Here is a 26,450-nt window from a genome sequence, read left to right as displayed (position 1 = left end):
CGGGCATTTTCTTTTGGGCGGCCCTGAAGATCAGGCATCGGCCGGCTCGTCAGTTTACCGCCGATCCATGCCTCGCTTGAACTGATCGAAGATCGATTCCATGCCCTTCTGGTAATCGTCGCGCTGCTGCGCGCCTGTCTCGAACATCTTGCCGAACAAGTCGTCGAACGGATTCTGTGGCCTGCCGCTTGGGCTGGCCTGCGGCTGCGGCGCCTGGCGCTGCTGGGGCGCCTGACGCGGCTGCGGCTGAGACTGCTGCGCGCCACCGCCGAACATATCCTGCAGCACCTTGCCGAGCGGATTGTCGCCGCCATAGGGATTGGGTGCCTGCTGCGGCTGGGTCTGCTGCGGCTGCTGCATGCCGCCGCCGAACATATCCTGCAGCACCTTGCCAAGTGGATTGTCGCCACTGGGGTTTTGCGTCTGCTGTGGCTGGCCTTGCGGCTGCTGCGCGCCGCTGCCGAACATGTCTTGCAGCACCTTGCCGAGCGGATTGTCGCCATAGGGGTTCTGCGTTTGTTGGGGTTGCGGCTGCTGCGCGCCACCGCCGAACATGTCCTGCAGCACTTTGCCAAGCGGATTGTCGGCTGGGCTTGCAGGCTGCGGCGCCTGGCGCTGCTGTGGTGCCGGCGCCTGTGCGCCTCCACCGGCCTGCCGCATCATCTGCTCGATGATCTCGCCGAGCGGATTGCTGCCGCCGCCGAATCCGCCTGCTGCCTGCATCTGATTTGTGGTCTGCTTGAACAGGCCGCCCATCACCATCGAAGCCACCGCCGGCAGCATCTGCTGCAAAACCTGCTGGCTGACGCCGCTCGCCTGCGCAGCCTGGCTGGCAACGGCGCGGGACAGGTCCTTGGAGCCGAACAGATGCCCCAGAATGCCATTGCCTTCATCGACGCCCTGCGGCGAGAAAGCCCAGCTCGCGTCCTCGAAATACTTGGCGTGCTGGCCGCTGGCCATTGCCGTCATGAACGAGCCGAGCCCGTAAGGGTCGGACGTGTTGCGCTTCAGCCCCTGTGAAAAGGCCGGCAGCAGCGCCTCGACCGCCGATTGCGTTTGCTGCTGCGAAAGCCCGAACTGTTGGGCCAGGGCCTGCATGCCGTTGCCGTTCTGCGCCTGCGTCAGAATGTCGAACAAGGAAGGCATTGGTTTCTCCTCGAAAATCCGCGCCTGCAGAAACCTAGACCGTTTCCCACGTTTGTTGAAGGGGGGCACCGCAAGCGTGCGTGCTCCATCGCCTTACGGAACTTCAAACATCCTGAATGAAGTTCTGACATCGGTGTGCACGGGTGCCCTCCGACATGGCGGATCTGAGGATCCGTCACGCCATCAGCGTCAGGTGGTCATTGCGTCTTGCTCCGGGCTCCGAAACGATGCGAGAACGAAAAGGAGGGCAACCCGGTATTTGATCGAGCCGACCATGCATCATGATTACTTTGCCGAAAAGTCCTTCTCGCATGACTGGACATCTACGCATATCCCGAAATGGCAGCGCTTGTTCAAGGCTATCAAGAACAGAGATCTTGAAATACTTGAGATAGGCTCGTTCGAGGGTCTGTCGGCTGTGTTTTTCCTTTCGTTTTTCAAACGGTCGAAGATTTGCTGTGTCGACACATTCGCCGGGAGCAAGGAACACGTGACGAGCGGTTCTGAGTATGAAGCGGATATGAGTTCCGTCGAATCAAGGTTCGACAAGAATCTCGCTCCCTTCGGAAGCAGGCTGGAGAAGCTCAAGGGACTATCGATCGAAATCCTGCCGAAGCTTCGTCGTGAAGGCCGGACATTCGGGCTGGTCTATGTCGACGGCGACCACCACGCCGCCAGCAGCTTTGCCGATGCGTCGCTGGCCTGGCAGATTCTGGAAACGGGCGGCATCATGATTCTGGACGACTATGTCTGGATGCCGGATCGACCTGCCGCGGATCGGCCGCAGGCTGGCATCGATGCGTTCCTTGGGTCGATAGAAGGCCAGTTCGAGGAGCTGCGGCGAGGTTATCAGATCATCATTCGCAAGACGCCATCGCAAGCCCGCCTGGCCGGTTCGGATTTGTTCGGATCTCGGCCGCAGGAAATCATGACTGGCGGGGCCGTCGAATTGACCTTGGCGGGGCGTCTCCGTGCAGCTTTAAAGAAATTCGGGAAACGCTAAGTCGCCTCCTCCGACATAAACCCTTAATACGCATATTCCATGAACACCGGCTCGATCGAGCCGCCCCAGCGCGTATGATAGGCGGAGAGCAGCTCTTCGGCGCTGGTGGTGCCGCGTGCGACGACTTCGTCCAGTGTGCTGAGGAACGAAGTTTCGTCGTAGCCATCGCGGTTCTTGCGGCCGCGGTTCTTCAGCCCCATGCGCGAGATGACGAGCACGTCGCGGGCGATCTCGCGCAGTGTCGTGTTGCGGAACGGCGCCGAAATGCCCCGCTCCGGCACGGCGTTGCGCATCGCCAGCACTTCTTCATAGCTCCAGCTCGAGGTCAGCGCCTCGGCCGCGTCGAGCGCCGCCGCATCATAGAGCAGCCCGACCCAGAAGGCCGGCAGCGCGCAGATGCGCCGCCACGGTCCGCCATCGGCGCCGCGCATTTCAAGGAAACGCTTCAATCGCACGTCGGGAAACAGCGTCGACAGATGGTTCGCCCAATCGCCCATCGTCGGCAGCCCGTCGGGGATCTCGTTGCGGGCCGCGCCTGCCATGAACTGGCGGAAGGTGACGTGCGTCATGTCGTGGTAGTGGCCGTCGCGGATGACGAAGTACATCGGCACGTCGAGCGCCCATCCGACATAGTCGGCGAAGCCGAAGTCGGGCGAGAAGCAGAATTCGAGCAGGCCCGAGCGCTGGTTGTCGGTGTCGCGCCAGATGTCGCCGCGCCAGCTCTGGAATCCGTTGGGCCGACCCTCGGTGAAGGGCGAGTTGGCGAACAGCGCCGTCGACAGCGGCTGCAGCTTCAGTGACACCTGCATCTTGCGGCGCATGTCGGCCTCGCTCTCGAAGTCGAGATTCACCTGGATGGTGCAGGTGCGGTACATCATGTCGAGGCCTTTGGTGCCGACCTTGGGCATGTAGCGCGTCATGATCTCGTAGCGCGATTTCGGCATTTTCGGCGTCTCGGCCAGCGACCATTTCGGGCTGCCGCCGAGGCCGAGGAAGCGGATGCCCATCGGTTCGGCGATCTCGCGCACCTGTGCCAGATGTGCATTGCCTTCGCGGCAGGTCTGGTGGATCGTCTCCAGCGGCGCGCCGGACAGCTCGAACTGGCCGCCGGGCTCCAGCGAGATCGCGCCCTGGCCGGTCGGCTCGACCAGGCCAATGATGCGACCGGCATCCATGATCGGATCCCAGCCGAGTTTTTCCTGCATGCCTTCGAGAATGGCGCGGATGCCGTGCTCGCCGCCATAGGGCACCGGCGCATTGCCGTCGACATAGAACGGGAATTTCTCGTGTTCGGTGCCGATGCGCCATTTGTCGCGCGGTTTGTTGCCTTCGGCCAGATGCTCGACAAGCTCGTCGACGCCTTCGATGGGCCGGAAATCGGTTGTGTCGCGCGCCATTACAAGTCCTCTGCAGCGGCCGGACGACCGCCGGCGCTAGATGGACGAAATGTCAGTAGACGATCAAGCGAAAAATCCTGAGCCACAGGGTAACTGGAATTGATCACCAATCCCCGACCGTCGCCTGTATCACCGCCAGTGCCGCCACTGCAGCCGTATCGGCGCGCAAGATGCGCGGACCGAGCGGGATGGCGGTTACGAAAGGCAGCGCCCTCAGCATCCTTCGTTCCTCGTCGGAAAACCCGCCTTCAGGCCCGACCAGCAGCCCGAGCTTCTTCTCCCGCACCGCTTGCAGCGCGGGCAGAGGATTGTTGGTCGAGGCATCCTCGTCGCAGAAGATCAACCGCCGCTCCTTGTCCCAGCCTGTCAGCAGGCGTTCGAACTTTTCCGCTTCGTGCACGTCCGGCACCGCCAGGATGCCGCATTGTTCGGCAGCCTCGACGACATTGGCGCGCAGGCGTTCTATGCCGGGCTTTGCCACTTGCGTGTGCTGGGTGATGACCGGCTGCAGGACGCCGGCGCCCATCTCGACCGCCTTCTGCACCAGATAATCGACCCGTCCCTGTTTCAATGGCGCAAAGCAATAGACGAGATCGGGCAGCGGCGGCTGCGGCCGCTGCAAGGTAAGCACCTTCAGGCGTACCGCCTTCTTGGATCTGGCGGCGATTGCCGCCGACCATTCGCCGTCACGGCCGTTGAACAACAGGATTTCGGCGCCCTCGCCGAGCCGCAGCACATGCATCAGGTAGTGGCCCTGCTGCGGGCTCGCCTCGAACTCGATATCCGGTCCGAGGTCGTCCGGCACGAACAGCCGCTGCATCTTGTAATTGGCGCGCATCGCCGAGGAATGGGCGAGCCGGCTCTTGGCGTCAAGTCTCGGCCGAGGGATGCCAAACCGGCTCGTAGCCTTGCCTCAGCACGGAAACGGTGGTTATCGGCGTGAGCAGGCGAATTGGACGGCCTGCAAAACCGCCGAACCCCACCGGTTCGCCATAGCCGGCGAACGACCAGCGCAATACCTCGCCGCCCCGTATCGCATAGGCGCTGCCGCCGTCCGCAACCATGGCGCCGTCCGGCAACCCGGCAAGGTCTTCTGCGGATACTACGGGTGCCCGCCCACCTGCGGCGAGCCGCTCCTTATGCAGCCGCTTGTCGACCTGCGGTGCGCGCGGCTCGGCAATGCCGAAGGATACGCCGAAGCGCTGGACAAAATCTCTGGCCCGCTCGCGCCGGCAGAAGAAGCAGGGCCGATGGCCGGCAGAGAGCGCGGTCACCTCGTCCAGGAAAAACAATTCGGTCCAGCCGGGTTTTCCCCCTGGCCTGTTGCGGCCCATCGGCTCGCGCCGCACATCGCGGAATTCGCAGACGCAGATGATCCAGGCATGCAGCGCCCAGCGCTTTTTCAGCAGTGTCTTCGTTTCGGGGTCATGGATGATGCCGCGGTTGCCCATGAACAGGCCGCGCTCCGGCACGGCATGGAGGACGCCGAACGGGTCTACGCGGTTCTGCAGTGGCATAGCTTTCTCCCCGGACACGCATCTTGGCTGGAATGATGACGGCATGATATCGCTCGTCGCATCATTTTCATGTCAGCAGGTTTTTCAATGCGGGTGCTGGTGGTCCAGAATTTCGACAATGAGGGCCTTGGCCAGATCGGCGCAGCTCTTGTCGAGGCGGGTGCCGACATCGATCTGCGCCGGCCCTATTGTGGCGAGACGCTGCCGCAGGACAGCGATGCGCACGACGCCATGGTCGTGCTCGGCGGCGCCCAGAATGCGTTGGACGACGAGATTTGCCCGTATTTTCCGGGGTTGCTCGACCTGACGCGCGATTTCGCCGACAAGGATCGCGCCGTTCTCGGTATCTGCCTTGGCAGCCAACTGGTCGCGCGCGCCTTTGGCGGCGAGAACCGGATCGGCGGCGCCTCGGAATTCGGCTGGCATAAGGTCTCGCTCACTCCGGCCGCCAAGGCCGATCCGGTGCTCGGCGCGCTACCCGAAAATTTCCCCATCTTCGAATGGCACGATGACACCTTTGAACTGCCTGAAAACGCTGTGCGGCTCGCCGGCAACGACGTCGCCGAGAACCAGGCGTTTCGCATCGGCCGCGCCGTCTATGGCTTTCAGTTCCATTTCGAGGCGGACCGGCCGATGGTCCGCGACTGGAGCAGGTCCTTTGCCCCGCTCATAGCCGAGCGGCATCCTGACTGGAGTGACCGGCTCGACGACGAAATGGCCCGCAACGGAGCGGATGCGGATGCCGCCGGGCTGGCCATCGCCCGCGCCTGGGTGGCGACGATCTGACGGCTTGTCAGGGCCGACGTTGCATATTTGGCACGCTGACAAAAATCCGCTGTGGACAGCTTGTTTCGTCCTTGGCTTGTGGCCGGCCGCCACCCTAGAAGGCACGCGCTCTGCATCTTCCGTGCAACCGCGATGAACCCTTTGTGTCACTCGCGCGACACATCGCCGATACAGAACATCCCTAGAAGCGCGAAATCGTATTTTCGTTTCAACCCATTGGTAACCCGCCTCGTGCACAGATGCAGAAAGCTCAACAAGAGATGACGTCCGTGAAAGCAGCGCTTCTGTCCTTTGCCATGTTGTCGGCCATCGTGTTGTGCGGCCTCGGCACTTATTCCGGCGACGCAGCCGCCAACCACAACGCCGTCGACGGCTACGGCGTCACCGCCGCGCTTCGCTAGCGCGTGCCACCCAGAAGCCTGCCTTTGGGCTTGACCCGAGGGTGCGCAGCGGTTTTGGGATAACGACATAAACAAACTAAGACTTGAAGCGCGACCCGCCTTAAGCCCTCTCACCTGACACCACCAGGATACGCTTGTCGGCGCCGTCCACGACGAGCGCGGTGAGGTTTCCCGTCTGGTAGGCGAGCGTGTCGATATTGACGCGGTTGATCATCACCTCGGCCTCCGGCACCGGTGTGTGGCCATGCACCACGATCTTCGGATGGAGGCCTGGATGGTTGTGGAAGATATCGCGGATCCAGATCAGGTCCTGCGTGGTCTGACTTTCCAGCGCAATGCCTGGCCGGATGCCGGCATGGCAAAAGAAGAAGTCGCCGAACGTCAGTGAAAACGGCAGCGACTGCAAGAAGTCGACATGGCTTTTCGGCACGGCCTCGACAAGTGCTGCATGGCCTTGCCGCAGTGCCGCCTCGGACCTGCCAAACCACGCGCCGCCGCCTTCATTGATCGCCACCCCGTAGGATTGCGCGGTCTGGATGCCGCCATAGCGCATGAAAAGTCCGTCTGCGTCGGGGGCATCGAGGAAGTCGAGGAAGCCGATGTCGTGGTTGCCCGCGAGCATCAGGTGACGCGGGTCGCGTTTTCGCGCTTCGATCAGGAAATCAAGGACCCCCTTGGAGTCCGGGCCGCGGTCGACATAGTCGCCGAGATAGATGACACGCCAGTCGGCTGGTCGCGCCTGGATGATCTCGGCCGCAATCCGGCGGTACATGGCGACCAGCAGATCGAACCGGCCATGCACATCGCCGACCGCATAAAGGCGCATGCCTTCCGGTCCGCGCGCGTCGAGAAAGTGGATGCCGGGGGCGGTCAATGCTTCCATCTCCGTGATCATGCCGTCACGGGAGTCTAACGCCGAAGCTGATCCTTGCCCATGTCGGTTACCAGACGCTTTCCGCACAGCGCCAGCGTTATGTCCATCTCCTTGCGGATAATTTCCAAGGCTTTTGTAACCCCATCCTTGCCGAGCGCGCCCAGGCCGTAAAGGAAAGGCCGGCCGATATAGGTGCCCTTGGCGCCGAGGCACAGCGCTTTCAGCACATCCTGGCCCGAGCGGATGCCGCCATCCATATGGACCTCGATCGTGTCGCCGACCGCGTCGGCGATCTCTTCCAGCACTCCGATCGATGACGACGCACCGTCGAGCTGGCGTCCGCCATGATTGGAGACGATGATCGCGTCGGCGCCCGTCTTGGCTGCCATCAGCGCGTCTTCCTTGTCGAGGATGCCCTTCAGGATCAGCTTGCCGCCCCAGCGTTCCTTGATCCAGGCAACGTCCTTCCACGACAGATGCGGGTCGAACTGCTCCGTCGTCCATGACGACAGCGAGGTGAGGTCGCCGACGCCCTTGGCGTGGCCGACGATGTTGCGGAAGGTCCGGCGCTTGGTGCCCGCCATGCCAATGCACCAGCCCGGCCTGGTCGCCATCTGCCAGATGTGTTTCGGCGTGAAGCGCGGCGGCGCCGAAAGCCCGTTGCGGATATCCTTGTGGCGCTGGCCGAGGATCTGCAGGTCGAGCGTCAGCACCAGTGCCGAGCATTTCGCAGCCTTCGCCCTGTCGATGAGATCGAGGACGAAATCCTTGTCGCGCAGCACATAGAGCTGGAACCAGAACGGCTTCTTGGTCACGGATGCGACATCCTCGATCGAGCAGATGCTCATCGTCGACAGCGTGAACGGCACTCCGAATTCCTCGGCCGCCTGCGCCGCCAGCATCTCGCCGTCGGGGTGCTGCATGCCGGTCATGCCGGTCGGCGCCAGCGCCACCGGCATCGCCACCTTCTCGCCGATCATGGTCGATTCCAGCGAGCGGTTGCTCATGTCGACCAGCACGCGCTGGCGGAATTTGATCTTTTGGAAATCCTCCTCGTTGGCCCGGTAGGTGCTTTCGGTCCATCCACCTGAATCGGCATAGTCGAAGAACATCTTCGGCACGCGGCGGCGCGCCAGGTCCTTGAGATCGGCGATGGTGAGGATCATGCTCATGGGCTTCCCGCTGGTTCTCGCTAATTCGTCGTTGTTGATTTTGTCTGCCCGGCGCTCACGTGCGTTTCCTTGCCGGCTCGCCGTCGCCGGCTTCGGAGCGCTGCATGAGCCTCAGCCGCGACACGCGCTGCCAGTCGCCGCTGCGCTCCGCCTCGGCCATGGCGCGTTCGACATGGGTGATGTGGTCCATCGCCGCCTGCCGTGCGGCCGCCGGATCGCCGGCCTTCACCGCTGCGTAGATCGCCCGGTGCTGCGAAAGCAGCGCCTCACGCGCGCCCGGCACGTTGAACACCAAGAGCCGGTTCTGGAACACGCCCTCCGACAGCAGCCGGTAGCACGAGCGCAGCGTGTGCAGGAGGATGATGTTGTGCGCGCATTCGCAGATCGCGTGGTGGAACTCGACGTCGATTTCCGCCTCGTCGTCGAAGTTGCCGGTCCGGTGCGCCTCGTCCATGCGCGCCATGATGCGGTCGAGCAGCGCCAGGTCGTCGGCTGTGGCGCGCCGCGCCGCATACTCGGCCGCCACCGCCTCGATCTCGCGACGGTATTCCAGATAGTCGGTCGCCGCCTTGCGGTGCATGGAGATCAGGTCCGTCACCGGCTTGGTGAACAATTGGCCGATGACGTCGGCGACATACGTGCCGCCGCCGGGCCTCGTCGTCAAAAGTCCGCGCCCCTCCAGCGCCTTCAGCGCGCCGCGCAGGATCGGCCGCGACACCTCGAACTGGCGTGCCAGCTCGCGTTCGCCCGGCAGCCTGTCGCCGGTGCGCAGAACGCCTTCGAGGATCAGGCTCTCGATCTGCTGCACCACCTCGTCGGCGGTGCGGGAATGCTCGATCCTGGAGAAAATGTCGCTCAACGGGGATGCCTGGGGATTGAAGCGGTGTCGCAAGATAAAGCCAGCGTCGCCAACTGGTCAAATTATTTATCCAATTTTCCCGACCGAGTCGGTTTCGCTGCTGTCGCCGCATATCGCGTTCGGCTAACTTGTTGTTTGCGTCCCTTGGCAATTGGCTCTAGAGGGACGACGATTGCGCAAGCCCGGGGGACCAGCCGTGGCAGATGACCCGTCCAATCTCGAATTTCAGCCTCGCGTCAAGGGCAGCGTCATGGGCTTTCCGGCGCATGAGGGACGGCCTGGCGCGCTTGGCGAGGTTCACGCCCGTCCGCATCCGCTGGTCGAGAAACCGCGCGTGCTGGTGCAGCTTTCCTTCATGACCGAAGCCGGATCCGGCGTCGACCAGGCGGTGCTTTCCGAACTGTCGCGACGCCTCGGCATCGCCGCGCCCGACCCCCACGCCCGCCACCATGCGATGAAGTGGGGCAAGGGCTCGCTGCGCTGGGAACGGCACACGGAATTCTCGACCTACCTGTGGGAAGGGCCGCTCGCCGCGAGCGGCCAGCGCCAGGAAGATTCGCCTTTCGGCAACGGGTTTTCGCCGCCGGGAACGGTGATATCCGGCATCAGGCTCGAAATACGCAAATGGACGCAGGCGAGCGAAAAGCTGATCGCCGGCTTCGACCCGACCAGCCTGTGCTATTCGCTGGTCGAGCGCGGCAACGCCGCTATCGTCACCGATTTCCGCCAGGACGGCGACGGCATGACCCGCATGCTGGTGCTCGACCGCGGCCTGACGCCGGCACGCACCGGCGCGCTGGCGCAACGGCTGATCGATATCGAAACCTACCGCACGCTGGCCATGCTTGGCCTGCCGCTGGCGCTGACCTTGTCCGGTCGCGCCCGCCGCATCGAAGACAGGCTGGCTCAGACCACGCTGGAAATGAAGGTCGCCGAGACCCGCGACAGCCAGACGCTGCTTGCCGACCTAACCGAGCTGGCCGCCGAGCTGGAGGCCGACGCCGCCTCCAGCCTCTACCGCTTCGGCGCCAGCCGCGCCTATGACGGCATCGTCCGCGAGCGCCTGGAGGCGCTGGAGGAGGAGGCGGTGCCCGGTTACGACACCTGGGGCGGATTCCTGCAGCGTCGCGTCGCCCCCGCCATGCGCACCTGCCGTTCGGTCGAGGAGCGTCAGGCCAATCTGTCGACGAAGCTCACCCGCGCCACCACGCTGCTGCGCACCTGGGTCGATGTCGAGGTCGAGAAGCAGAACCGCGGTCTGCTGGCGTCGATGAACAACCGCGCCCGTCTGCAATTGCGCCTGCAGCAGACGGTGGAAGGTCTCTCGGTCGCTGCTGTCTCCTATTATGTCGTCGGCCTCATCGGCTATGTCGCCAAGGGCGTTTCGATCTTCGGCCATGTCTTTGCGCCGGAGGTCGTCACTGCCGCCTCGGTGCCGCTTGCCATCCTGCTCGTCTGGTGGGGCGTGCGCCGTGTCCGCCGCATGCACTCAGAACCGGCGAAGCAGGCGGGTGAGTAGTCTCCCCCCTTGAGGGGGAGATGTCGCCGAAGGCGACAGAGGGGGTCGCCTCGGTGGAGCGCCAACGCTCTACCGACAAGAAATGACGTTGGCACTTTACGCGCCTGGACCCCCTCTGACCGCTTCGCGGCCATCTCCCCCTCAAGGGGGGAGAAAGCCAGCGGCAGATTGCCGCCGCAGAAGCCGGTCCCGGCGTCGGCTTCCGATTTCGGCCAAGCAGGATTTGCAACACGCACCCGCCACTGGTAAAAGATTTTTACCAGTCAATCGAAGGAGGCTGTTGATGTCCGGCCTGCTGATGCCGAAGCCAGACGACGCCACGATGCGCCGGCGCGACGAGATCGTCGCCGATATGCGCATGATCGTGCCCGGCGAAGGCGTGGTCGACGCTGCCAATTCAATGCGCGCCTTCGAGAGCGACGGCCTCACCGCCTATCGGCAATTGCCGCTGGTCGTGGTGCTGCCCGAAACGGTGGCGCAGGTCTCGCGCGTGCTGAAATATTGCAACGACCGCAACATCCGCGTTGTGCCGCGCGGCTCCGGCACGTCGCTGTCCGGCGGGGCGCTGCCGCTCGAAGACGCGGTGCTGCTAGTCATGAGCCGGTTCAACCGCATTCTCGAGATCGATTTTCCCAACCGCATCGTCGTCGCCCAGCCGGGCGTCACCAATCTCGGCATCACCACCGCCGTCGAGCAGGAGGGTTTTTACTACGCCCCCGATCCATCCTCCCAGATCGCCTGCTCGATCGGCGGCAATGTCGCGGAAAATTCCGGTGGCGTGCATTGCCTGAAATATGGCCTTACCGCCAACAATGTGCTCGGTATCGAGATGGTGCTGATGAATGGCGAGGTGGTGCGGCTCGGCGGCAAGCATCTCGACGCGGAAGGCTACGACCTGCTCGGGGTCATGACCGGTTCCGAAGGGCTGCTGGGTGTCGTCACCGAGGTCACCGTGCGCATCCTGAAGAAGCCGGAGACGGCGCGCGCGCTTTTGATCGGCTTCCCGACCAGCGAGCAGGGCGGCCAATGCGTCGCCGACATCATTGGCGCCGGCATCATCCCGGGCGGCATGGAGATGATGGACCGCCCGGCGATCCACGCAGCCGAGGATTTCGTCCATGCCGGCTATCCCTTGGATGTCGAGGCGCTGCTGATCGTCGAGCTCGACGGGCCGGGCGTCGAGGTCGATCATTTGATCGGCCTTGTCGAAGCCATCGCCTACAGGAACGGCTCGACCACCTGCCGCATTTCGCAGTCGGAGCAGGAGCGGCTGAGCTTCTGGGCCGGCCGCAAGGCAGCCTTCCCGGCGGTCGGCCGCATCTCACCCGACTATTACTGCATGGACGGCACCATCCCGCGCAAGGAACTGCCGCGCGTGCTCGCCGGCATGCGCGAGCTCTCCGAGAAATACGGGCTCGGCGTCGCCAATGTCTTCCATGCCGGCGACGGCAACCTGCATCCGCTCATCCTCTATGACGCCAACATGCCGGGCGAGCTCGACAAGGCGGAAAGCTTCGGCGCCGACATCCTGCGGCTCTGCGTCAAGGTCGGCGGCGTGCTGACCGGCGAGCACGGGGTAGGGGTGGAGAAGCGCGACCTGATGCCGGAAATGTTCAACCAGATCGACCTCGACCAGCAGATGCGGGTCAAATGCGCTTTCGATCCCAACCATCTGCTCAATCCGGGCAAGGTGTTTCCGCAGCTGCGCCGCTGCGCCGAGCTCGGACGCATGCACGTGCATCGCGGGCAAATGGCGTTTCCGGACATTCCGAGGTTTTGATGGCAACGTCTCAAAATGACGGTTCCTCGCCCCCGCGAAGCGGGGGAGAGGTGGCTCGGGCGAAGCCCGAGAGGGAGAGGGGGCCTGCGGCCGACGTGCCAAGCCGACGCTCACCTGAAAGGATCGCGCGTGCCCGCGCGCTTCGCCATGGCGACAATCCGGCGGAAGCAACCCTCTGGAACGAGCTGAAGGCCAAGAAGCTGGGCGGATACAAATTCGTGCGTCAGATGCCGATCGGGCCATATTTCGCCGACTTCGCCTGCCGAAGCGAAAAGCTGGTCGTTGAACTGGACGGAAGTCAGCATGCCGGGAGTTCCTACGATAGGCGACGCGACGAATTCATGCGTGGCGAAGGGTTCTCGGTCGTGCGGTTCTGGAATGTCGACGTACTCAAGGGCCGGACGAGCGTTTGCGAGACTATCCTTGCGGTGCTGGAAGGGCGATTGGCCGAAGACGTGATCGCCTCGGACCTGAGGTTCGTTTTTGCGGCCAAGAAGGTTGGGGGTGGCGCTCTATGATTGCCCCCTCTCCGTCTCGGGCTTCGCCCGAGCCACCTCTCCCCCGCTTCGCGGGGGCGAGGAACCAGAGATCGCCATGACCACCTTCACCCCCTCGACCGCAGCCGAAGTCCTCTCCACCGTCGCCTGGGCCGCGGCGGAAGAATCGCCGCTCGAAATCCTCGGCCATGGCTCCAAGCGCGGCATCGGCCGTCCGCTGCAGACCGAGCACACGCTCGACCTGTCGAAACTCTCCGGCGTCACGCTTTACGAGCCGGCCGAACTGGTGCTGTCAGCGAAGGCCGGCACGCCGCTCGCCGAGATCGAAAAATTGCTTGCCGAAAACGGCCAGCAGCTGGCCTTCGAGCCGCTGGACTATGGCCCGCTGCTCGGCGGCGAAAAGGGAAAAGGCACGATCGGCGGCGTGCTGGCCTCGAACCTGTCCGGCCCGCGCCGGCTGAAGGCGGGGGCGGCGCGCGACCACATCCTCGGCATAGCAGCCGTCTCTGGTCGCGGCGAGGCGTTCAAGTCCGGTGGCCGCGTGGTCAAGAACGTCACCGGCTATGACCTGTCCAAGCTCATGGCCAACAGCTGGGGCACGCTGGCTGTGTTCACCGACGTCACCTTCAAGGTGCTGCCAGCCGCCGAGACCGAAGTCACGCTCACTCTGCGCGGCCTGCTCGACGATCACGCCGCAGCCGCCATGGCGCTGGCGCTCGGCTCCAGTGCCGAAGTGTCGAGCGCTGCCCATCTTCCCGAACGCGTTGCCGCGCGGGTCGCCGGCGGCAGTCTCGGCAGCGCTGCCGCTACATTGCTGCGCGTCGAGGGTTTCGGTCCGTCGGTCGCCTACCGCATTGCCGCGCTGAAAGATCTGCTCAGGAATGCCGGCCCGCTCGAGGAAATTTCGGGCGATATCTCGCATTCTGTCTGGCGCGATATCAGAGATTGTGCGCCTTTCGTCGACGGCTTGGCAAAGCCGGTATGGCGCGTCTCGATGGCGCCGGCGCAAGGCCACCAGATGGTGTTGGCGCTGCGCATGCAGGCGGCGGTCGATGCCTTCTATGACTGGCAGGGCGGATTGATCTGGCTGCGCATGGAGCATGGCGATCCCGAAGCCGATCTTCTGCGCGGACTGGTGAGACAGCATGGCGGCGGCCATGCGACGCTGGTGCGCGCCGCCCCGTCCCATCGCGCCGCTGTGCCGGTGTTCGAGCCGCAGGCGCCGCAACTGGCGGGATTGTCGGCGCGGCTCAAAACCGAGTTCGATCCTATGAATATCCTCAATCCCGGCCGTATGGCGCCGGGTGCAGGCTCTGCTACTCTTGGCCCGGCAACCGAGGGAGCAGCATCATGAGCGACATCAATCCAGGCCCGACCGACTCAAGCAAACCCGCGCCGCGCCAGACCGACCGCTGGCTGGAGCCCGGTCCGACCAACGCACTGATCATTTACATTCTGTATCTCGCCGGCCTGGTGATCGGCATCACCGGCCTTGTCGGCATCGTTCTTGCTTATATCAACCGCGGCAAATCGGGCGGCTTCGTCGAGAGCCACTATACATTCCTGATCCGCACCTTCTGGATCGGCCTGCTCTATGCGCTGATCTCGGTTGTGCTGATGATGGTGGCGATAGGCGTCGTGCTGATGTTCGCCGTCGCCGTCTGGTTCATCGCCCGCTGCATTCTCGGCCTGCAGGCGCTGCAGCGCGGCGAGCCGGTCAAAAACCCGGAAAGCTGGTTCCTCGGACTTTAGAGCATGATCCCGAAAAGTGGGAACCGGTTTTCGGAAAAGATCATGCTCAAACGGTAAGGACTCTTTGCGTGCAGACCAATTTTTCGCTTGCCCAGCTTGCCGATCCGCATGTCGCGGAATCGGAAAAGATCCTGCGCAAATGCGTGCATTGCGGCTTCTGCACAGCCACCTGCCCGACCTACGTGACGCTTGGCAACGAGCTGGATTCGCCGCGCGGGCGGATCTACCTGATCAAGGACATGCTGGAGAACGGTCGCCCCGCCGACAAGGAGATCGTCACCCATATCGACCGCTGCCTGTCCTGCCTCGCCTGCATGACCACCTGTCCGTCGGGCGTCAATTACATGCATCTGGTCGATCATGCCCGCGCCCATATCGAAGAGACCTACAAGCGCCCGCTGCTCGATCGCCTGACACGCGCCATGCTGGCTTTTGTCCTGCCTTATCCCAAGCGCTTCCGCGCTGCGCTCAAGCTGGCGAAGCTCGGCCAGCCATTCGCCGGACTGTTCGAAAAGATCCCGGCGCTGATGCCGCTGGGCGCGATGCTCAAGCTCGCTCCGGCATCAGTCCCGGCGGCCTCGCCAATGGCTTCGTCGGGCATCCATGCCGGGCAGGGCACGAGAAAAATAGGCCGCGTCGCCATCCTCACCGGCTGCGCGCAATCCGTGCTCGATCCCGCCATCAACGACGCGACGATCGCGCTGCTGACGCGGCTTGGCGTCGAGGTCGTCGTGCCCGAGGGCGAGGGCTGCTGCGGCGCGCTGGTCCATCACATGGGCCGCGAGGAGGCAGCGCTTGCCTCGGCCAGGCAGAATGTCGACGCCTGGACGCGAGCCATCGACCAAGGCGGCCTTGACGCCATCGTCATCACCGCGTCCGGCTGCGGCACCACGATCAAGGATTATGGTTTCATGCTGCGCCTCGATCCGGCCTATGCCGACAAGGCGGCGCGGGTATCGGAGTTGGCCAGGGACATCACCGAATATCTGGCGAGCCTCGACCTGCCGGAACCCGTTCGCAAGCCGGGCACCATCGTCGCCTATCACTCCGCGTGCTCGATGCAGCATGGCCAAAAAATCACCCGCCAGCCGAAGGAGCTTCTGGCCAAAGCCGGCTTCGTCGTGCGCGAGCCGCGCGAGGGCCATCTCTGCTGCGGCTCGGCCGGCACCTACAACATCCTGCAGTCCGAGATTTCGGTTCAGCTGCGTGACCGCAAGGTCAGGAATATCGAGGCAACGGGTGCTGAAATCGTCGCCACCGGCAACATCGGCTGCATCACCCAGATCGCTTCGGCGGCGAAGATGCCGGTGGTGCACACGATAAAACTGCTCGACTGGGCCTATGGCGGACCGCAGCCGGAGGGCGTTACGGACAGCAGGGCGGTCGTGGCAGCGGAATGACGTGGTTCAGGCTGCTTTCTACTCAGCAGCGAGCTTGTCCACCACACCGTAGGTCGCCTGGTAGCGTGCGCGCTGGCGGCTGAGCGCCACCATCGTATTGCGCAAAAGAATCGCCACGGTGATCGGACCGACGCCGCCCGGCACCGGTGTGATCCAGGACGCCACCTCCTTGACGCTCTCGGTATCGACGTCGCCGACGATGCGGCTCTCCCCGTCGGGTCCCGTCTCGGCATTGATGCCGATGTCGATGACGGCCGCCCCGGGCTTGACCATGTCGGCCTTGATCAGCCGCGGCTTGCCGACCGCGACGAACAGCGCGTCGGCGCGGCGGGCATGCGCTGCCACCGAGCGCGTCATGTGGTGGCAGACCGTCACTGTCGCGCCCTCGCTCATCAGCAGGAAGGCGATCGGCTTGCCGACGATCTCGGAGTGGCCAACGATGACGACCTCGAGCCCCTTGAGATCGAGACCGGTTTCCTTAAGCAGCTCGACCGAAGCGGCGGCCGTGCACGGCGCGAGGTCTAGCTGGTTGTAGACGATGTTGCCGATAGAAGCTGGATGCATGCCCTCGACGTCCTTGAGCGGATGCACCGCCGCCTGAAGGGTCTTGATCGGGATATGCGCCGGCACCGGCCGCTGGATGATGATGCCGGTGACGCGCGGATCGGCATTAAGGCCGTGGATCGCCGCTTCCAGTTCGCCGGCGGTGATGTCGGCGGCAAACCGCCTTTCCTCGAAGCCGATGCCGGCCAATGCTGCCTTGGCGCGCTGGTTCCGGACATAGACATCCACCGCAGCTGTGTCGCCGACGGTGATCGATATCAGTTTGGGCGGAAAGCCTTCGGCGGTGGCGATCGCTGCATCCTCACGCACGGAGGCGATGATGCGTTGGGCGACCGGGCCGCCCCTGAGATAGCGGCTGTCATCGGACAGGGACATGCGTGAACCTTCTGTCTGAAAGTGTTGCTGCCGACATAGCAAAACTCTTGGGATAATGGCAGCTCGAAAGCGAACCGCTATGCCTGTCGCGCGACGTACCGGCGAATCTGCGAAATGCCGGCCAACCGGATGTCAGCAGGAACAAAAAGGGCAGCGCGGCTTGCCGCGCTGCCCTTTCGTGACTGGCCGCATCCCCACACGGCCCGTCCCCCGTTGTTCTTTCGCCCGGCCTCAAAAAGCCAAAACTAATATCTTTCTAGCCGAGATGATTCGTGACCGCAACTATATCACCACAACCGTCGTGCCAACATTGACCCGTTCATAGAGGTCGACGACATCTTCGTTGCGCATGCGGATGCAGCCCGACGACACCGCGCCGCCGATCGTCCATGGCTGGTTGGTGCCGTGGATGCGGTAGAGGGTCGAGCCAAGATAAAGCGCGCGTGCGCCGAGCGGGTTCTCGCTGCCACCGGCGACATAGGTCGGCAGATAACGGCCCTTGGCGGCCTCGCGCGTGATCATCTCCGCCGGCGGCCGCCATTCGGGCCAGACCTTCTTCTGCGAGATCTTGTGCTTGCCGGCCCATTCGAAGCCCGGCTTGCCGGTCCCGACGCCATAGCGCCGTGCCTTGCCGTTGTTCTCGACCAGATAGAGAAAATTCTCTGTCGTATCGATGACGATCGTGCCCGGTTTGTGCGGACCGTCATAGGCGACTTCCTGCGGCAGGTAGATCGGGTCGATCTGCGGGCGCGCGACCATGCGCTTCTTGGACGGCGCCTGCACCGCGGCCGTATGCAGCTGAGCCGGTTGCGCCTGCCGTTGAGAACGGCGCTGCGGCTTTTGCATCTCTTGCCGGTTTTGGCGGACGATGCCCGGCGCGCTGCCAAGCTGCAGCACCCAAGGCGCCGAAAGGTCGGGGCTCACCATCACCGGCGGCCTGTCGGCATAACGGTCATTGGCGCTGGAGGATGTAGCGGCAGCGGCCAGCGCGGCTGCGGCGCCGAGCAGCGGAAACAAAAATGTCTTCATTGGAACGCACCTTGATCGTCGAACATCCGGGGGCGCAAAAGCGTCCCCGATTTCGTGGACATTGCGCGCGGAGCGGCAACCGAAACGTGAATCGGAATGCGTAAAATGCTCCATTGTCAGTAAACCTTTCGGTGTGGTTACTGGCCGGTTCAGGAATCTGGTAAAGCCGGAGTAAAAGGCGCGCTAAGGCGCATTAACGAATGGAATTCCGCCATGGATGAGAAGACAGGCCTGCTCGCCGGCCCCGATGGTATCGCGCGCTGCTTCTGGCACGGCAATCTGCCGGATTATCTGCACTACCACGACCATGAATGGGGCCGGCCGGTCACCGATGACCGCAGGCTGTTCGAAAAGATCTGCCTCGAAGGCTTTCAGTCGGGTCTGTCCTGGCTGACCATATTGCGCAAGCGCGAGAATTTCCGCGAGGCGTTCGCCGGCTTCGATATCGACAAGATCGCCGCCTTCACCGACGAGGATGTCGAGCGCCTGCTCGGCAATGCCGGCATCATCCGCCACCGCGGCAAGATCGTCTCCACCATCAACAACGCCAAGCGCGCGCGTGAAATGGCGGACGAGGCCGGCTCGCTGGCCGCCTGGTTCTGGAAGTTCGAACCCGGCCCGGACGAACGGCCCGAAATCGTCGATCTCGCCCATCTGCGCGCCAATCCGACCACGGCGGTTTCTGTGCGGATTTCGAAGGAGCTGAAGAAACGCGGCTGGAGCTTTGTCGGCCCGACCACCGTCTACGCCTTCATGCAGGCCATGGGGCTGGTCAACGACCACCTTGAAGGCTGCGTCTGCCGCGAGCAAGTCGAGGCGGAACGGAATGCGTTCAAGCGGCCGAAGTGAGCTCCTTCTTTCCTTCTCCCCTTGTGGGAGAAGGTGGATCGGCGCGCAGCGCCGAGACGGAAGAGGGGTGTTGGACGGAGTGCTGTCGCAGCCAAGCTGGAACACCCTTCATCCGACCGAGCTTCGCTCGGCCACCTTCTCCCACAGGGGGAGAAGGAAAGGGGCGCTCAAAAACTCAAGCGCCGCTGGCGCCGGCCAGGAAAAGTCCGGCGACAATGGCCGCAAGCGTGGCAAAAGCCGGATAGATCACCAGCAGGCTGGTCACCAGCGCATCACGCATGGTCGGTCCCTTGCGCTCGTCCGCCGCGACCTCGAATGGTCCCGCCGTTTGGCCTGCCGGTCTCGGCGCATGGCCGTCGGCCGGCCGCAAACGAGCGGGCAGCTCGCGGGCGCCACTGTCGATGATATCGAATTGCCGTGCCGTGGTCATGGCCCGAACCCCTTGTTTCGGCGCGCTTTATCGGCTGCGATTGTGTCGGCACGATGCCGCGCTTATGGCGGAATTGTTTCGTTTTGGGTCCGGTTTGTTTCAGGAAACGTGCAAACGCTTGCCGCTCCCGGCTGCATCGGTTAGGACACCCGCGCTGTGGAGTTCAGGAGTTTTGCCGATCCACGGAGCGCCACGAAACACCGAGTACCCATGCCATGGCCGACAAATCGGAAAAGACGAAAGCGCGGCTGCCGCGCGGCTTTGCCGACCGCAGCGCCGACGACATCCGCGCCGTCGAAAAGATGATGGCGACGATCCGTGGCGTCTACGAGCTTTACGGCTTCGAGCCCGTCGAGCAGCCGCTGATCGAATACACCGATGCGCTGGGCAAATTCCTGCCTGATCAGGACCGGCCGAACGAAGGCGTGTTCTCGTTCCAGGACGATGACGACCAGTGGCTGTCGCTGCGCTACGACCTGACCGCGCCGACGGCGCGTTTCGTCGCCGAGAATTATGACAGGCTGCCGAAGCCGTATCGCAGCTATCGCTCCGGCTGGGTGTTCCGCAACGAAAAGCCCGGTCCCGGCCGCTTCCGCCAGTTCATGCAGTTCGACGCCGACACGGTCGGCACGCCGGGCGTCGCGGCCGATGCCGAAATGGCGATGATGATGGCCGACGTGATGGAAGCGCTCGGCATCAAGCGCGGCGACTACGTCATCAGGGTCAACAACCGCAAGGTGCTGGACGGCGTGCTGGAGGCGATCGGCCTTGGTGGCGACGAGAACATCGGACGCCGGCTGACCGTGCTGCGGGCGATCGACAAGCTGGATAAATTGGGTGTCGAAGGCGTGCGCCTACTGCTTGGCACCGGACGCAAGGACGAGAGCGGTGATTTCACCAAGGGCGCCGGGCTGGACAACGTTCAAGCTGAGGCCGTTCTTTACGCTACGGCGAAGCCTCAGCTAGGTGATTTAGGGCACCCGGATTCCACGGTGAAAGCCAGCCAGTCCTTCAACGAAGGCGTTGCCGAACTATCAATCATTGAAGACTTGGTAAGGGCAGCTGGATATGGCGAAGACCGCATAATTATGGATCGTTCCGTCGTCCGCGGCCTAGAATACTACACCGGCCCGGTCTACGAGGCCGAGCTTCTGGCTGAAATCCCCAATGAGGATGGCCAGATCGTGCGCTTCGGCTCGGTCGGCGGCGGCGGTCGCTATGACGGTCTCGTCTCGCGCTTTCGTGGCGAGCCAGTGCCGGCGACCGGCTTTTCCATCGGCGTCTCCAGGCTGATGACCGCGCTGAAGAACCTCGGCAAGCTCGACACCTCTGATGTCGTCGCTCCGGTCGTCGTGCTCACCATGGACAAGGACACCGAAAGCCTCGGCCGCTACCAGAAGATGGTCGCCGAGCTGCGTGCCGCCGGCATCCGTTCCGAAATGTATCTCGGCGGCGCCGGCATGAAGGCGCAGCTCAAATATGCCGACCGCCGTGGCAGCCCCGTCGCCATCATCCAGGGCGGCGACGAGCGCGCCAAGGGCGAGGTGCAGATCAAGGACCTGATCGAGGGCGCACGCATGTCGGCCGAGATATCAGACAACGCCGAATGGCGCGCAGCGCGGCCAGCGCAGGTGACGGTGGCGGAAAGCGAGCTGGTTGCCGAGGTGAGGAAGATACTGGCGGCGCAGGCCGAGGAGCGGGCGCGTGGCAAGTAGGGCGCCGCTCCCTTCTCCCCTTGTGAGAGAAGGTGGCCGAGCGAAGCTCGGTCGGATGAGGGGTGTTCCAGGGAACGCCGACGCCTCATTTCTTCCAGCACCCCTCATCCGTCTTGGCGCTGCGCGCCAATCCACCTTCTCCCACAGGGGGAGAAGGCAAGGTGGCGTCTCGTGACCTCCCGCTACCCCGCCATCGCATCAGACATCGCTAAACTCTTCGCCGCGCGCGGGACGCATGCCGTCGAGGTGGCCGTGCTGCAGCCGGCCGACCCGTTCCTCGACATGGCGGGAGAGGATCTGCGCCGCCGCATTTTTCTCACCGAAAGCGAGACCGGCCTCACACTTTGCCTACGGCCGGAATTCACCATTCCGGTCTGCCTCGACCACATTGCCAGCCAGGCCGGCACGCCGCGCCGCTATTCCTATCTCGGCGAGGTCTTTCGCCAGCGCCGCGAGGGCGGCAATGAGTTTTTCCAGGCCGGCATCGAGGATCTTGGTGACCGCGATACACCGCAAGCCGATGCCCGCTCGCTGGCCGATGCGCATGCGCTGCTTTCCCTGGTGCTGCCGGGCCAGGCACTAGCGGTCACGCTCGGCGACCAGACCATTTTTGAGGCGGTGCTCGCCGCCCTCGGCCTGCCGCGCGGCTGGCGCATGCGGCTGGCTCGCGCCTTCGGTTCGGCGGCGATGCTGGAGGCAGCCCTTGCCGACCTCGCCAACCCGCCGCGCAATGGCCAACTCGCCGGACCGGTCGCCGCCCTTGTCCTCGATGGCGATCTGGAAGGGCTTTCGTCGCACATCGCCGGCGGCATGGAGCAGGCTGGTCTGTCGGCGTCGGCGGGGCGTTCGCCGTCCGACATTGCGCGGCGCCTGATTGAAAAGGCCGAGCTGCGCAGCGTGCGGCTGTCGAACGAGGCATTTTCGGCGCTGAAGACTTTTCTGGCGATCGACGTGCCGCTCGACGGCGCCGCACAAGCGCTCGAAACCTTCAGCGCCGGCGCCGGGCTCTCGCTGGGCGCTGCACTGGAGAGTTTTTCTGCACGCGCCAAGGCGATCGAAGCTCTTGACCTGCCCATGGAAAAAATCCGCTACGATGCCGCCTTCGGCCGTCCGCTGGATTACTACACCGGCCTGGTCTTCGAGATCGCGACGGAAGACGGCGACCGGCCGCTGGCCGGCGGCGGCCGTTATGACCGGCTGCTGACGCTGCTCGGCGCGAAAACGCCGATCCCCGGCGTCGGCTTTTCCGTCTGGCTCGACCGCATCGAAGCGTTGCGGGAGAAGGCGCAATGATCACGCTGGCGATCCCGTCGAAAGGCCGGCTCAAGGAGCAGGCGCTGGAAGTGCTGGCGAGCGCCGGGCTTGCCGTTAGCCTGCCCGGCGACGAGCGCAAATACCGCGCCCGCATCGAAGGCGTGGAAGCCGTCGAGGTGGCGTTCTTGTCGGCGTCCGAAATCGCTGGCGAGATCGGCCAAGGCTCGGTCGATCTCGGCATCACCGGCGAGGATCTGTTGCGCGAAAGCCTTGCCGACTGGGAGGCACGTGCGGAGATCGTCGCCCGCCTCGGTTTCGGCAACGCCGATGTCGTGGTGGCGGTGCCTGACATCTGGCTCGATGTCGATACGATGGCCGATCTCGACGACGTCGCCGCCGATTTCCGCCAGCGCCACGGCAGGCGGCTCAGGATCGCCACCAAATACTGGCGGCTGACGCAGCAATTCTTTTCGCAAAAGCACGGCATCCAGGTCTATCGCATCGTCGAGAGCCTGGGCGCCACCGAAGGCGCGCCGGCGGCAGGATTGGCCGATGTCGTCGTCGACATCACCACGTCAGGCTCGACGTTGCGCGCCAATCATCTGAAGGTGCTGGCCGACGGCGTCATTCTGCGGTCAGAGGCCTGCCTTGTCGCGTCGAGGAAGACGCGTGCCGCCGCCGACGAGGCAATCTTGCGCGACATCGCCGCCAAGATGGCCGTGGAGAGATAGCTCTCCGATACCATCGGACATCTCCCCTGGGGGAGATCGGACGCTGGAACGCAGGCAGACAAGAGGCAGCGCCACCTGAAGCGATTGCCCTGAGGTATAGCATGTTTGTTCTTGCTTTGTGCCGGCAGTTATGTTAGTAATTTTCATACGCGCTGATTTGCGCCAAGGACCCGCCGCCGAGGCGGGTTTTTTGTTTTCCACCGCCCCGGCAGGCTGATAGACTCGGCATCGTCTGCGGAGGAGACGGCGATGCCGATCAATCTCGACGAGTTGAAGAATGCCACCAACCTGCGCAGCCGCCGCCCGCGCAATGGCGCCACGTTTGTCGCGCCGGTCGACGGCAGGGCGCATGTGTCGGGCGAGCGCACCATGCCGCTGCTGCAGCAGACGATCCCGGCGTTGCTTTCGGACACCGTCAGCAAATACGGCACGCTCGACGCCGCCGTTTTCGTCGAACAGGACAAGCGCTTCACCTGGAGCGAACTTTCAGACACGGTGGATGCCCTGGCCGCAGGCTTCCTGGCGCTCGGCCTGGCAAAAGGCGACCGGGTCGGCATCTGGTCACCCAACCGCTGGGAATGGCTGGTGACGCAATTCGCCACCGCGCGCATCGGCCTGATCCTGGTCAACATCAACCCGGCCTACCGACTGGTCGAGCTCGAATATGCCCTGAACAAGGTCGGCTGCAAGGCACTGGTCACATCAGCCAGATTCAAGACCTCCGACTATCTCGGCATGATCGAGACGCTGGCGCCGGAGATCGCGACTGCGACGCCGGGCGAGCTCGACGCGAAGAAATTGCCGGCGCTGAAGATCGTCATCCGCATGGGCGAGGAGAATTCGCCCGGCATGTTCAATTTCGCCGACGTGCTGGCGATGGCCGGGCGCGACGAGCATGACAGCCTCGACCGCATCTCCGAGGGGCTGAAGCCCGGCGACGCCATCAACATCCAGTTCACGTCAGGCACGACAGGCGCGCCCAAGGGCGCGACGCTGACCCACAACAACATCGTCAACAACGGCAACTTCGTCACCTCGGCGATCAGGCTTACTGTCGACGATCGGCTGTGCATCCCGGTGCCGCTCTATCACTGTTTCGGCATGTCGATGGGCACGATCGGCTGCGTCACCAAGGGCGCGACCATGGTTTTCCCCGGTGAGGGATTCGATGCCGGCGCCACGCTGAAGGCGGTGGCAGGTGAACGCTGCACCGGCCTCTACGGCGTGCCGACCATGTTCGTCGGCTTGCTCGACCATCCGGATTTCCAGTCCTTTGATCTCACCAGCCTGCGCACCGGCATCATGGCCGGCTCGCCGTGCCCGATCGAGGTGATGAAGAAGGTGGTCTCGCTGATGCACATGGCAGAAGTGACCATCGCCTATGGCATGACCGAGACCAGCCCGGTGTCGTTCCAGAGCAGCGTCGACGACCCGCTGGAAAAGCGCGTTTCGACGGTCGGCCGCGTCCACCCCCATGTCGAGGTCAAGGCCATCGACGCCGATGGCGCCACCGTTGCGGTCGGTGCGCCGGGCGAGCTCTGTACACGCGGCTATTCCGTGATGAAGGGCTATTGGGACGACGACGAAAAGACCCGCGAGGCGATCGACGCCGACGGCTGGATGCACACCGGCGATCTCGCCACCATCGATGCCGAGGGCTATTGCAACATTGTCGGCCGGGTCAAGGACATGGTCATCCGCGGCGGCGAGAACGTCTATCCGCGCGAGGTCGAGGAGTTCCTCTATCGCCACCCCAAGGTCAGGGAAGTGCAGGTGTTCGGCATTCCCGATCCAAAATACGGCGAGGAGCTTTGTGCCTGGATCGTGCTTAAGCCCGACCAGATCGCCACCGAGCAGGAGATCAAGGCCTTCTGCGCCGGCCAGATCGCCCATTACAAGATCCCGCGCCACATCCGCTTCCGCACCGAATTGCCGATGACGGTTACCGGCAAGCCGCAGAAATTTCTCATGCGCAAGGCTATGGTCGAGGAGCTGGGGCTGGTGGCGGCGAAGACGGCTTGAGCGGGCGGCCCCCGTGGGGGGACGTTCGTGGCCGGGTTGTTGTCTGGTTGCGGGTTGGGAAGTTTGTTCGCTTTGCGGGCAAGGCCTTACTACCGGCTGCCGGAGCGCGCCTTCGCAACCTACTTCAGAATCGCAGCGAGTTCGATCAAGTCATTTGCCATGTAATCCCAACCATCGAGCGGCGCGATAGCGGCAGTCTTCGACGGGTCGTGCGCATTTGAGCGAACGACATACGCCGTCTTCAATCCGCATCGACGCGCGGCGTCCAGATCATAGTCGTGGGCGGCAACCAGCATCGCCCTGTCCGGCTCCACGCTCAGCAGCTCACAGGCACGAAGATACACCTGTGGCATCGGTTTATAGGCCTTGGAGATATCAGCGCCGAGGATCATATCCCATGGCAGCGCGGCATGTTTTGTCATGTCCACCAGAAGTCGGGTGTTCCCATCGGACAGCGGTGCGACGATGAAGCGTTCCTTCAATCTGGAGAGGCCCTCCACCGAATCCGGCCACGGTTTGAGGCGGTACCAGGCCAGATTGAGGTCTTCCAGCTCGGCGCTCGGTAAAGCCGATGGCGTCAGCCCGAACCCCTTCAGGCACGCTTCCAGGTTCTCCATATTGAGCAGATCGAGCGGAACAAAGGGCCGACGACCGCACCGAACGGCTTCAACCGATGCGTCATAGCGTCCGACCCAAGCATCGGCAAAAGCACCGGCGTCGATATGCAAAGCGTCATGGCGCTTCAGAAACGAACTCACCTCCACCGCTATGCTGCCGCGCCAATCGACAACGGTTCCCAAGACGTCGAAGAACAACACCTCAACTTCCGTCACTTCAGCTCTCCATGCTCGTCGGTCTGGTGGTCCGTCAGTCGCGGTCAGAGGGAACGATCTTGTTGCCGCTTGAACTAGTCGAAATGCGCGAAAGCCTGATCATTGTAAAGCAGCCAGCTGTCCGTTGTTTTCAGCGCCAGATCGTCGGACATGACCCGGATCGTCGGACATGACATTGAGCGGTTGCCCGTCGATCGGCCCGCCAGTACTGGCTCGATCTTATTGGCCGCTGCGAATACCTTGAGTGCGTCGGAAACATCAGCGGCGACGGCGGGAGCCTCGCCGCCCTTGCCTTTGATTCCCACGTCAGCTGGCTGAGAGCGGGTTTGTCGCGCGCGAGCAGAAGCGCCGGTGATCGCCGCTGTCTTTTCGCTTTCAATCCGACGGCGCCAAGTCGGGGTTGGCAAAGTCTAAACCGCCGGTCCCTCGAGCCCGCTTCTCTCGTGAGATTTCCACAGGAACCAGCCGAGGACGGTACCGAAGAAGAATGTGTGGGCAAGAAACTGCACTACTGGGCTGGCTTGCAGGAACCAAGGGAATGCGAT

At 63.5% G+C, this 26,450-nt stretch carries 26 protein-coding genes; 14 read left to right on the top strand and 12 right to left on the bottom strand.

All coding sequences use genetic code 11. From position 1 onward, the window contains the following. Positions 1–54: 54 nt before the first annotated feature. On the bottom strand, positions 55–1,146 hold the full coding sequence (locus EOB36_RS17405) for a DUF937 domain-containing protein (protein WP_128285334.1): 1,092 nt from the start codon (positions 1,144–1,146) through the stop codon (positions 55–57). Between the two features lie 259 nt (positions 1,147–1,405). Here EOB36_RS17405 and EOB36_RS17400 point away from each other — a divergent pair, with 259 nt between their 5' ends. Next, a complete protein-coding gene (locus EOB36_RS17400) occupies positions 1,406–2,149 on the top strand; it encodes a class I SAM-dependent methyltransferase (RefSeq protein ID WP_164897540.1) in 744 nt (247 codons plus the stop codon). A 23-nt stretch (positions 2,150–2,172) separates the two neighbouring features. Here the strand turns inward: EOB36_RS17400 and EOB36_RS17395 are convergent, their stop codons facing one another. The 3 genes from EOB36_RS17395 to EOB36_RS17385 all read right to left on the bottom strand — a co-directional run bounded on the left by EOB36_RS17395 (position 2,173) and on the right by EOB36_RS17385 (position 5,063). Then, on the bottom strand, positions 2,173–3,546 hold the full coding sequence (locus EOB36_RS17395; RefSeq protein WP_128285332.1) for a glutamate--cysteine ligase: 1,374 nt from the start codon (positions 3,544–3,546) through the stop codon (positions 2,173–2,175). 103 nt (positions 3,547–3,649) lie between these two features. Then, complete coding sequence (locus tag EOB36_RS17390; RefSeq protein WP_128285331.1) at positions 3,650–4,384, bottom strand: 16S rRNA (uracil(1498)-N(3))-methyltransferase; 735 nt, start codon at positions 4,382–4,384, stop codon at positions 3,650–3,652. A gap of 31 nt (positions 4,385–4,415) precedes the next feature. Beyond that, a complete protein-coding gene (locus EOB36_RS17385) occupies positions 4,416–5,063 on the bottom strand; it encodes a hypothetical protein (RefSeq protein WP_126103631.1) in 648 nt (215 codons plus the stop codon). A gap of 87 nt (positions 5,064–5,150) precedes the next feature. Here EOB36_RS17385 and EOB36_RS17380 point away from each other — a divergent pair, with 87 nt between their 5' ends. Next, positions 5,151–5,849, top strand: coding sequence for a type 1 glutamine amidotransferase (locus tag EOB36_RS17380; RefSeq protein WP_127206439.1), 699 nt, complete (start codon positions 5,151–5,153; stop codon positions 5,847–5,849). A 269-nt stretch (positions 5,850–6,118) separates the two neighbouring features. Then, the gene (locus tag EOB36_RS35755; protein WP_280953354.1) at positions 6,119–6,250 is read left to right on the top strand and encodes a hypothetical protein; all 132 of its coding nucleotides are present in this window, start codon (positions 6,119–6,121) and stop codon (positions 6,248–6,250) included. A 100-nt stretch (positions 6,251–6,350) separates the two neighbouring features. Here the strand turns inward: EOB36_RS35755 and EOB36_RS17370 are convergent, their stop codons facing one another. From EOB36_RS17370 to EOB36_RS17360, 3 genes are read right to left on the bottom strand one after another with little or no spacing between them, the layout of a single operon-like run. Beyond that, the gene (locus EOB36_RS17370) at positions 6,351–7,124 is read right to left on the bottom strand and encodes a metallophosphoesterase family protein (protein WP_126107242.1); all 774 of its coding nucleotides are present in this window, start codon (positions 7,122–7,124) and stop codon (positions 6,351–6,353) included. Between the two features lie 35 nt (positions 7,125–7,159). Then, complete coding sequence (locus EOB36_RS17365) at positions 7,160–8,296, bottom strand: alpha-hydroxy acid oxidase (protein ID WP_095483569.1); 1,137 nt, start codon at positions 8,294–8,296, stop codon at positions 7,160–7,162. A gap of 55 nt (positions 8,297–8,351) precedes the next feature. Beyond that, a complete protein-coding gene (locus EOB36_RS17360) occupies positions 8,352–9,155 on the bottom strand; it encodes an FCD domain-containing protein (protein WP_095483570.1) in 804 nt (267 codons plus the stop codon). A 196-nt stretch (positions 9,156–9,351) separates the two neighbouring features. Between EOB36_RS17360 and EOB36_RS17355 the strand changes: the two genes are divergently transcribed. The 6 genes from EOB36_RS17355 (at position 9,352) to glcF (ending at position 16,103) form a co-directional block, all read left to right on the top strand. Next, on the top strand, positions 9,352–10,674 hold the full coding sequence (locus EOB36_RS17355) for a DUF3422 family protein (protein ID WP_127206437.1): 1,323 nt from the start codon (positions 9,352–9,354) through the stop codon (positions 10,672–10,674). Between the two features lie 283 nt (positions 10,675–10,957). After that, complete coding sequence (locus EOB36_RS17350) at positions 10,958–12,454, top strand: FAD-linked oxidase C-terminal domain-containing protein (RefSeq protein ID WP_095483572.1); 1,497 nt, start codon at positions 10,958–10,960, stop codon at positions 12,452–12,454. 50 nt (positions 12,455–12,504) lie between these two features. Continuing rightward, positions 12,505–12,972: a DUF559 domain-containing protein gene (locus tag EOB36_RS17345; RefSeq protein ID WP_128285330.1), complete on the top strand. Its 468-nt coding sequence runs from the start codon at positions 12,505–12,507 to the stop codon at positions 12,970–12,972. A 76-nt stretch (positions 12,973–13,048) separates the two neighbouring features. After that, complete coding sequence (locus EOB36_RS17340; RefSeq protein ID WP_128285329.1) at positions 13,049–14,305, top strand: FAD-binding protein; 1,257 nt, start codon at positions 13,049–13,051, stop codon at positions 14,303–14,305. Next, positions 14,302–14,703: a DUF4870 domain-containing protein gene (locus EOB36_RS17335; protein ID WP_128285328.1), complete on the top strand. Its 402-nt coding sequence runs from the start codon at positions 14,302–14,304 to the stop codon at positions 14,701–14,703. The genes EOB36_RS17340 and EOB36_RS17335 overlap by 4 nt, the downstream gene beginning before the upstream one ends. 68 nt (positions 14,704–14,771) lie before the next feature. Continuing rightward, the gene (gene glcF / locus EOB36_RS17330; protein WP_128285327.1) at positions 14,772–16,103 is read left to right on the top strand and encodes a glycolate oxidase subunit GlcF; all 1,332 of its coding nucleotides are present in this window, start codon (positions 14,772–14,774) and stop codon (positions 16,101–16,103) included. A gap of 18 nt (positions 16,104–16,121) precedes the next feature. Here glcF and EOB36_RS17325 read toward each other — a convergent pair whose 3' ends face one another. After that, on the bottom strand, positions 16,122–17,042 hold the full coding sequence (locus tag EOB36_RS17325; RefSeq protein ID WP_128285326.1) for a bifunctional 5,10-methylenetetrahydrofolate dehydrogenase/5,10-methenyltetrahydrofolate cyclohydrolase: 921 nt from the start codon (positions 17,040–17,042) through the stop codon (positions 16,122–16,124). 282 nt (positions 17,043–17,324) lie between these two features. Beyond that, a complete protein-coding gene (locus EOB36_RS17320; RefSeq protein ID WP_128285325.1) occupies positions 17,325–18,071 on the bottom strand; it encodes a L,D-transpeptidase in 747 nt (248 codons plus the stop codon). Between the two features lie 213 nt (positions 18,072–18,284). Here EOB36_RS17320 and EOB36_RS17315 point away from each other — a divergent pair, with 213 nt between their 5' ends. Then, positions 18,285–18,920, top strand: a complete 636-nt coding sequence (locus EOB36_RS17315; RefSeq protein ID WP_128285324.1) for a DNA-3-methyladenine glycosylase I — start codon at positions 18,285–18,287, stop codon at positions 18,918–18,920. 175 nt (positions 18,921–19,095) lie between these two features. On the opposite strand, the gene EOB36_RS17310 is transcribed toward EOB36_RS17315, so the two are convergent. Beyond that, positions 19,096–19,350: a hypothetical protein gene (locus EOB36_RS17310; RefSeq protein WP_095483579.1), complete on the bottom strand. Its 255-nt coding sequence runs from the start codon at positions 19,348–19,350 to the stop codon at positions 19,096–19,098. A 215-nt stretch (positions 19,351–19,565) separates the two neighbouring features. Between EOB36_RS17310 and hisS the strand changes: the two genes are divergently transcribed. The 4 genes from hisS to EOB36_RS17290 all read left to right on the top strand — a co-directional run bounded on the left by hisS (position 19,566) and on the right by EOB36_RS17290 (position 25,072). Further along, on the top strand, positions 19,566–21,065 hold the full coding sequence (gene hisS, locus EOB36_RS17305; protein WP_095483580.1) for a histidine--tRNA ligase: 1,500 nt from the start codon (positions 19,566–19,568) through the stop codon (positions 21,063–21,065). Positions 21,066–21,236: 171 nt separating this feature from the next. Beyond that, positions 21,237–22,358, top strand: coding sequence for an ATP phosphoribosyltransferase regulatory subunit (locus EOB36_RS17300; protein WP_128285323.1), 1,122 nt, complete (start codon positions 21,237–21,239; stop codon positions 22,356–22,358). Continuing rightward, a complete protein-coding gene (gene hisG / locus EOB36_RS17295; protein WP_128285322.1) occupies positions 22,355–23,050 on the top strand; it encodes an ATP phosphoribosyltransferase in 696 nt (231 codons plus the stop codon). Before EOB36_RS17300 ends, hisG begins: the two co-directional genes overlap by 4 nt. Positions 23,051–23,299: 249 nt before the next feature. Beyond that, complete coding sequence (locus EOB36_RS17290; protein ID WP_128285321.1) at positions 23,300–25,072, top strand: AMP-binding protein; 1,773 nt, start codon at positions 23,300–23,302, stop codon at positions 25,070–25,072. A 119-nt stretch (positions 25,073–25,191) separates the two neighbouring features. On the opposite strand, the gene EOB36_RS17285 is transcribed toward EOB36_RS17290, so the two are convergent. Next, positions 25,192–25,905, bottom strand: coding sequence for a haloacid dehalogenase type II (locus EOB36_RS17285; protein WP_128285320.1), 714 nt, complete (start codon positions 25,903–25,905; stop codon positions 25,192–25,194). 74 nt (positions 25,906–25,979) lie between these two features. Then, positions 25,980–26,210: a hypothetical protein gene (locus EOB36_RS17280; protein ID WP_128285319.1), complete on the bottom strand. Its 231-nt coding sequence runs from the start codon at positions 26,208–26,210 to the stop codon at positions 25,980–25,982. Between the last annotated feature and the right edge of the window lie 240 nt (positions 26,211–26,450).

The organism is Mesorhizobium sp. M6A.T.Cr.TU.017.01.1.1 (assembly GCF_004023115.1).
In the GTDB taxonomy this organism is placed as follows: domain Bacteria; phylum Pseudomonadota; class Alphaproteobacteria; order Rhizobiales; family Rhizobiaceae; genus Mesorhizobium; species Mesorhizobium mediterraneum.
The sequence above is the reverse complement of the archived record's forward strand: the minus strand, read 5'-3'. Positions and strand labels throughout refer to the sequence as shown.

What these genes read in the sequence shown, in the direction of transcription:
- EOB36_RS17405 (WP_128285334.1), bottom strand. Translation starts at nt 1,146, where the DNA reads ATGCCTTCCTTGTTCGACATTCTGACGCAGGCGCAGAACGGCAACGGC.
- EOB36_RS17395 (WP_128285332.1), bottom strand. Translation starts at nt 3,546, where the DNA reads ATGGCGCGCGACACAACCGATTTCCGGCCCATCGAAGGCGTCGACGAG.
- EOB36_RS17390 (WP_128285331.1), bottom strand. Translation starts at nt 4,384, where the DNA reads ATGCGCGCCAATTACAAGATGCAGCGGCTGTTCGTGCCGGACGACCTC.
- EOB36_RS17385 (WP_126103631.1), bottom strand. Translation starts at nt 5,063, where the DNA reads ATGCCACTGCAGAACCGCGTAGACCCGTTCGGCGTCCTCCATGCCGTG.
- EOB36_RS17380 (WP_127206439.1), top strand. Translation starts at nt 5,151, where the DNA reads ATGCGGGTGCTGGTGGTCCAGAATTTCGACAATGAGGGCCTTGGCCAG.
- EOB36_RS17365 (WP_095483569.1), bottom strand. Translation starts at nt 8,296, where the DNA reads ATGAGCATGATCCTCACCATCGCCGATCTCAAGGACCTGGCGCGCCGC.
- EOB36_RS17350 (WP_095483572.1), top strand. Translation starts at nt 10,958, where the DNA reads ATGTCCGGCCTGCTGATGCCGAAGCCAGACGACGCCACGATGCGCCGG.
- EOB36_RS17340 (WP_128285329.1), top strand. Translation starts at nt 13,049, where the DNA reads ATGACCACCTTCACCCCCTCGACCGCAGCCGAAGTCCTCTCCACCGTC.
- EOB36_RS17335 (WP_128285328.1), top strand. Translation starts at nt 14,302, where the DNA reads ATGAGCGACATCAATCCAGGCCCGACCGACTCAAGCAAACCCGCGCCG.
- EOB36_RS17325 (WP_128285326.1), bottom strand. Translation starts at nt 17,042, where the DNA reads ATGTCCCTGTCCGATGACAGCCGCTATCTCAGGGGCGGCCCGGTCGCC.
- EOB36_RS17320 (WP_128285325.1), bottom strand. Translation starts at nt 18,071, where the DNA reads ATGAAGACATTTTTGTTTCCGCTGCTCGGCGCCGCAGCCGCGCTGGCC.
- EOB36_RS17315 (WP_128285324.1), top strand. Translation starts at nt 18,285, where the DNA reads ATGGATGAGAAGACAGGCCTGCTCGCCGGCCCCGATGGTATCGCGCGC.
- EOB36_RS17310 (WP_095483579.1), bottom strand. Translation starts at nt 19,350, where the DNA reads ATGACCACGGCACGGCAATTCGATATCATCGACAGTGGCGCCCGCGAG.
- hisS (WP_095483580.1), top strand. Translation starts at nt 19,566, where the DNA reads ATGGCCGACAAATCGGAAAAGACGAAAGCGCGGCTGCCGCGCGGCTTT.
- hisG (WP_128285322.1), top strand. Translation starts at nt 22,355, where the DNA reads ATGATCACGCTGGCGATCCCGTCGAAAGGCCGGCTCAAGGAGCAGGCG.
- EOB36_RS17290 (WP_128285321.1), top strand. Translation starts at nt 23,300, where the DNA reads ATGCCGATCAATCTCGACGAGTTGAAGAATGCCACCAACCTGCGCAGC.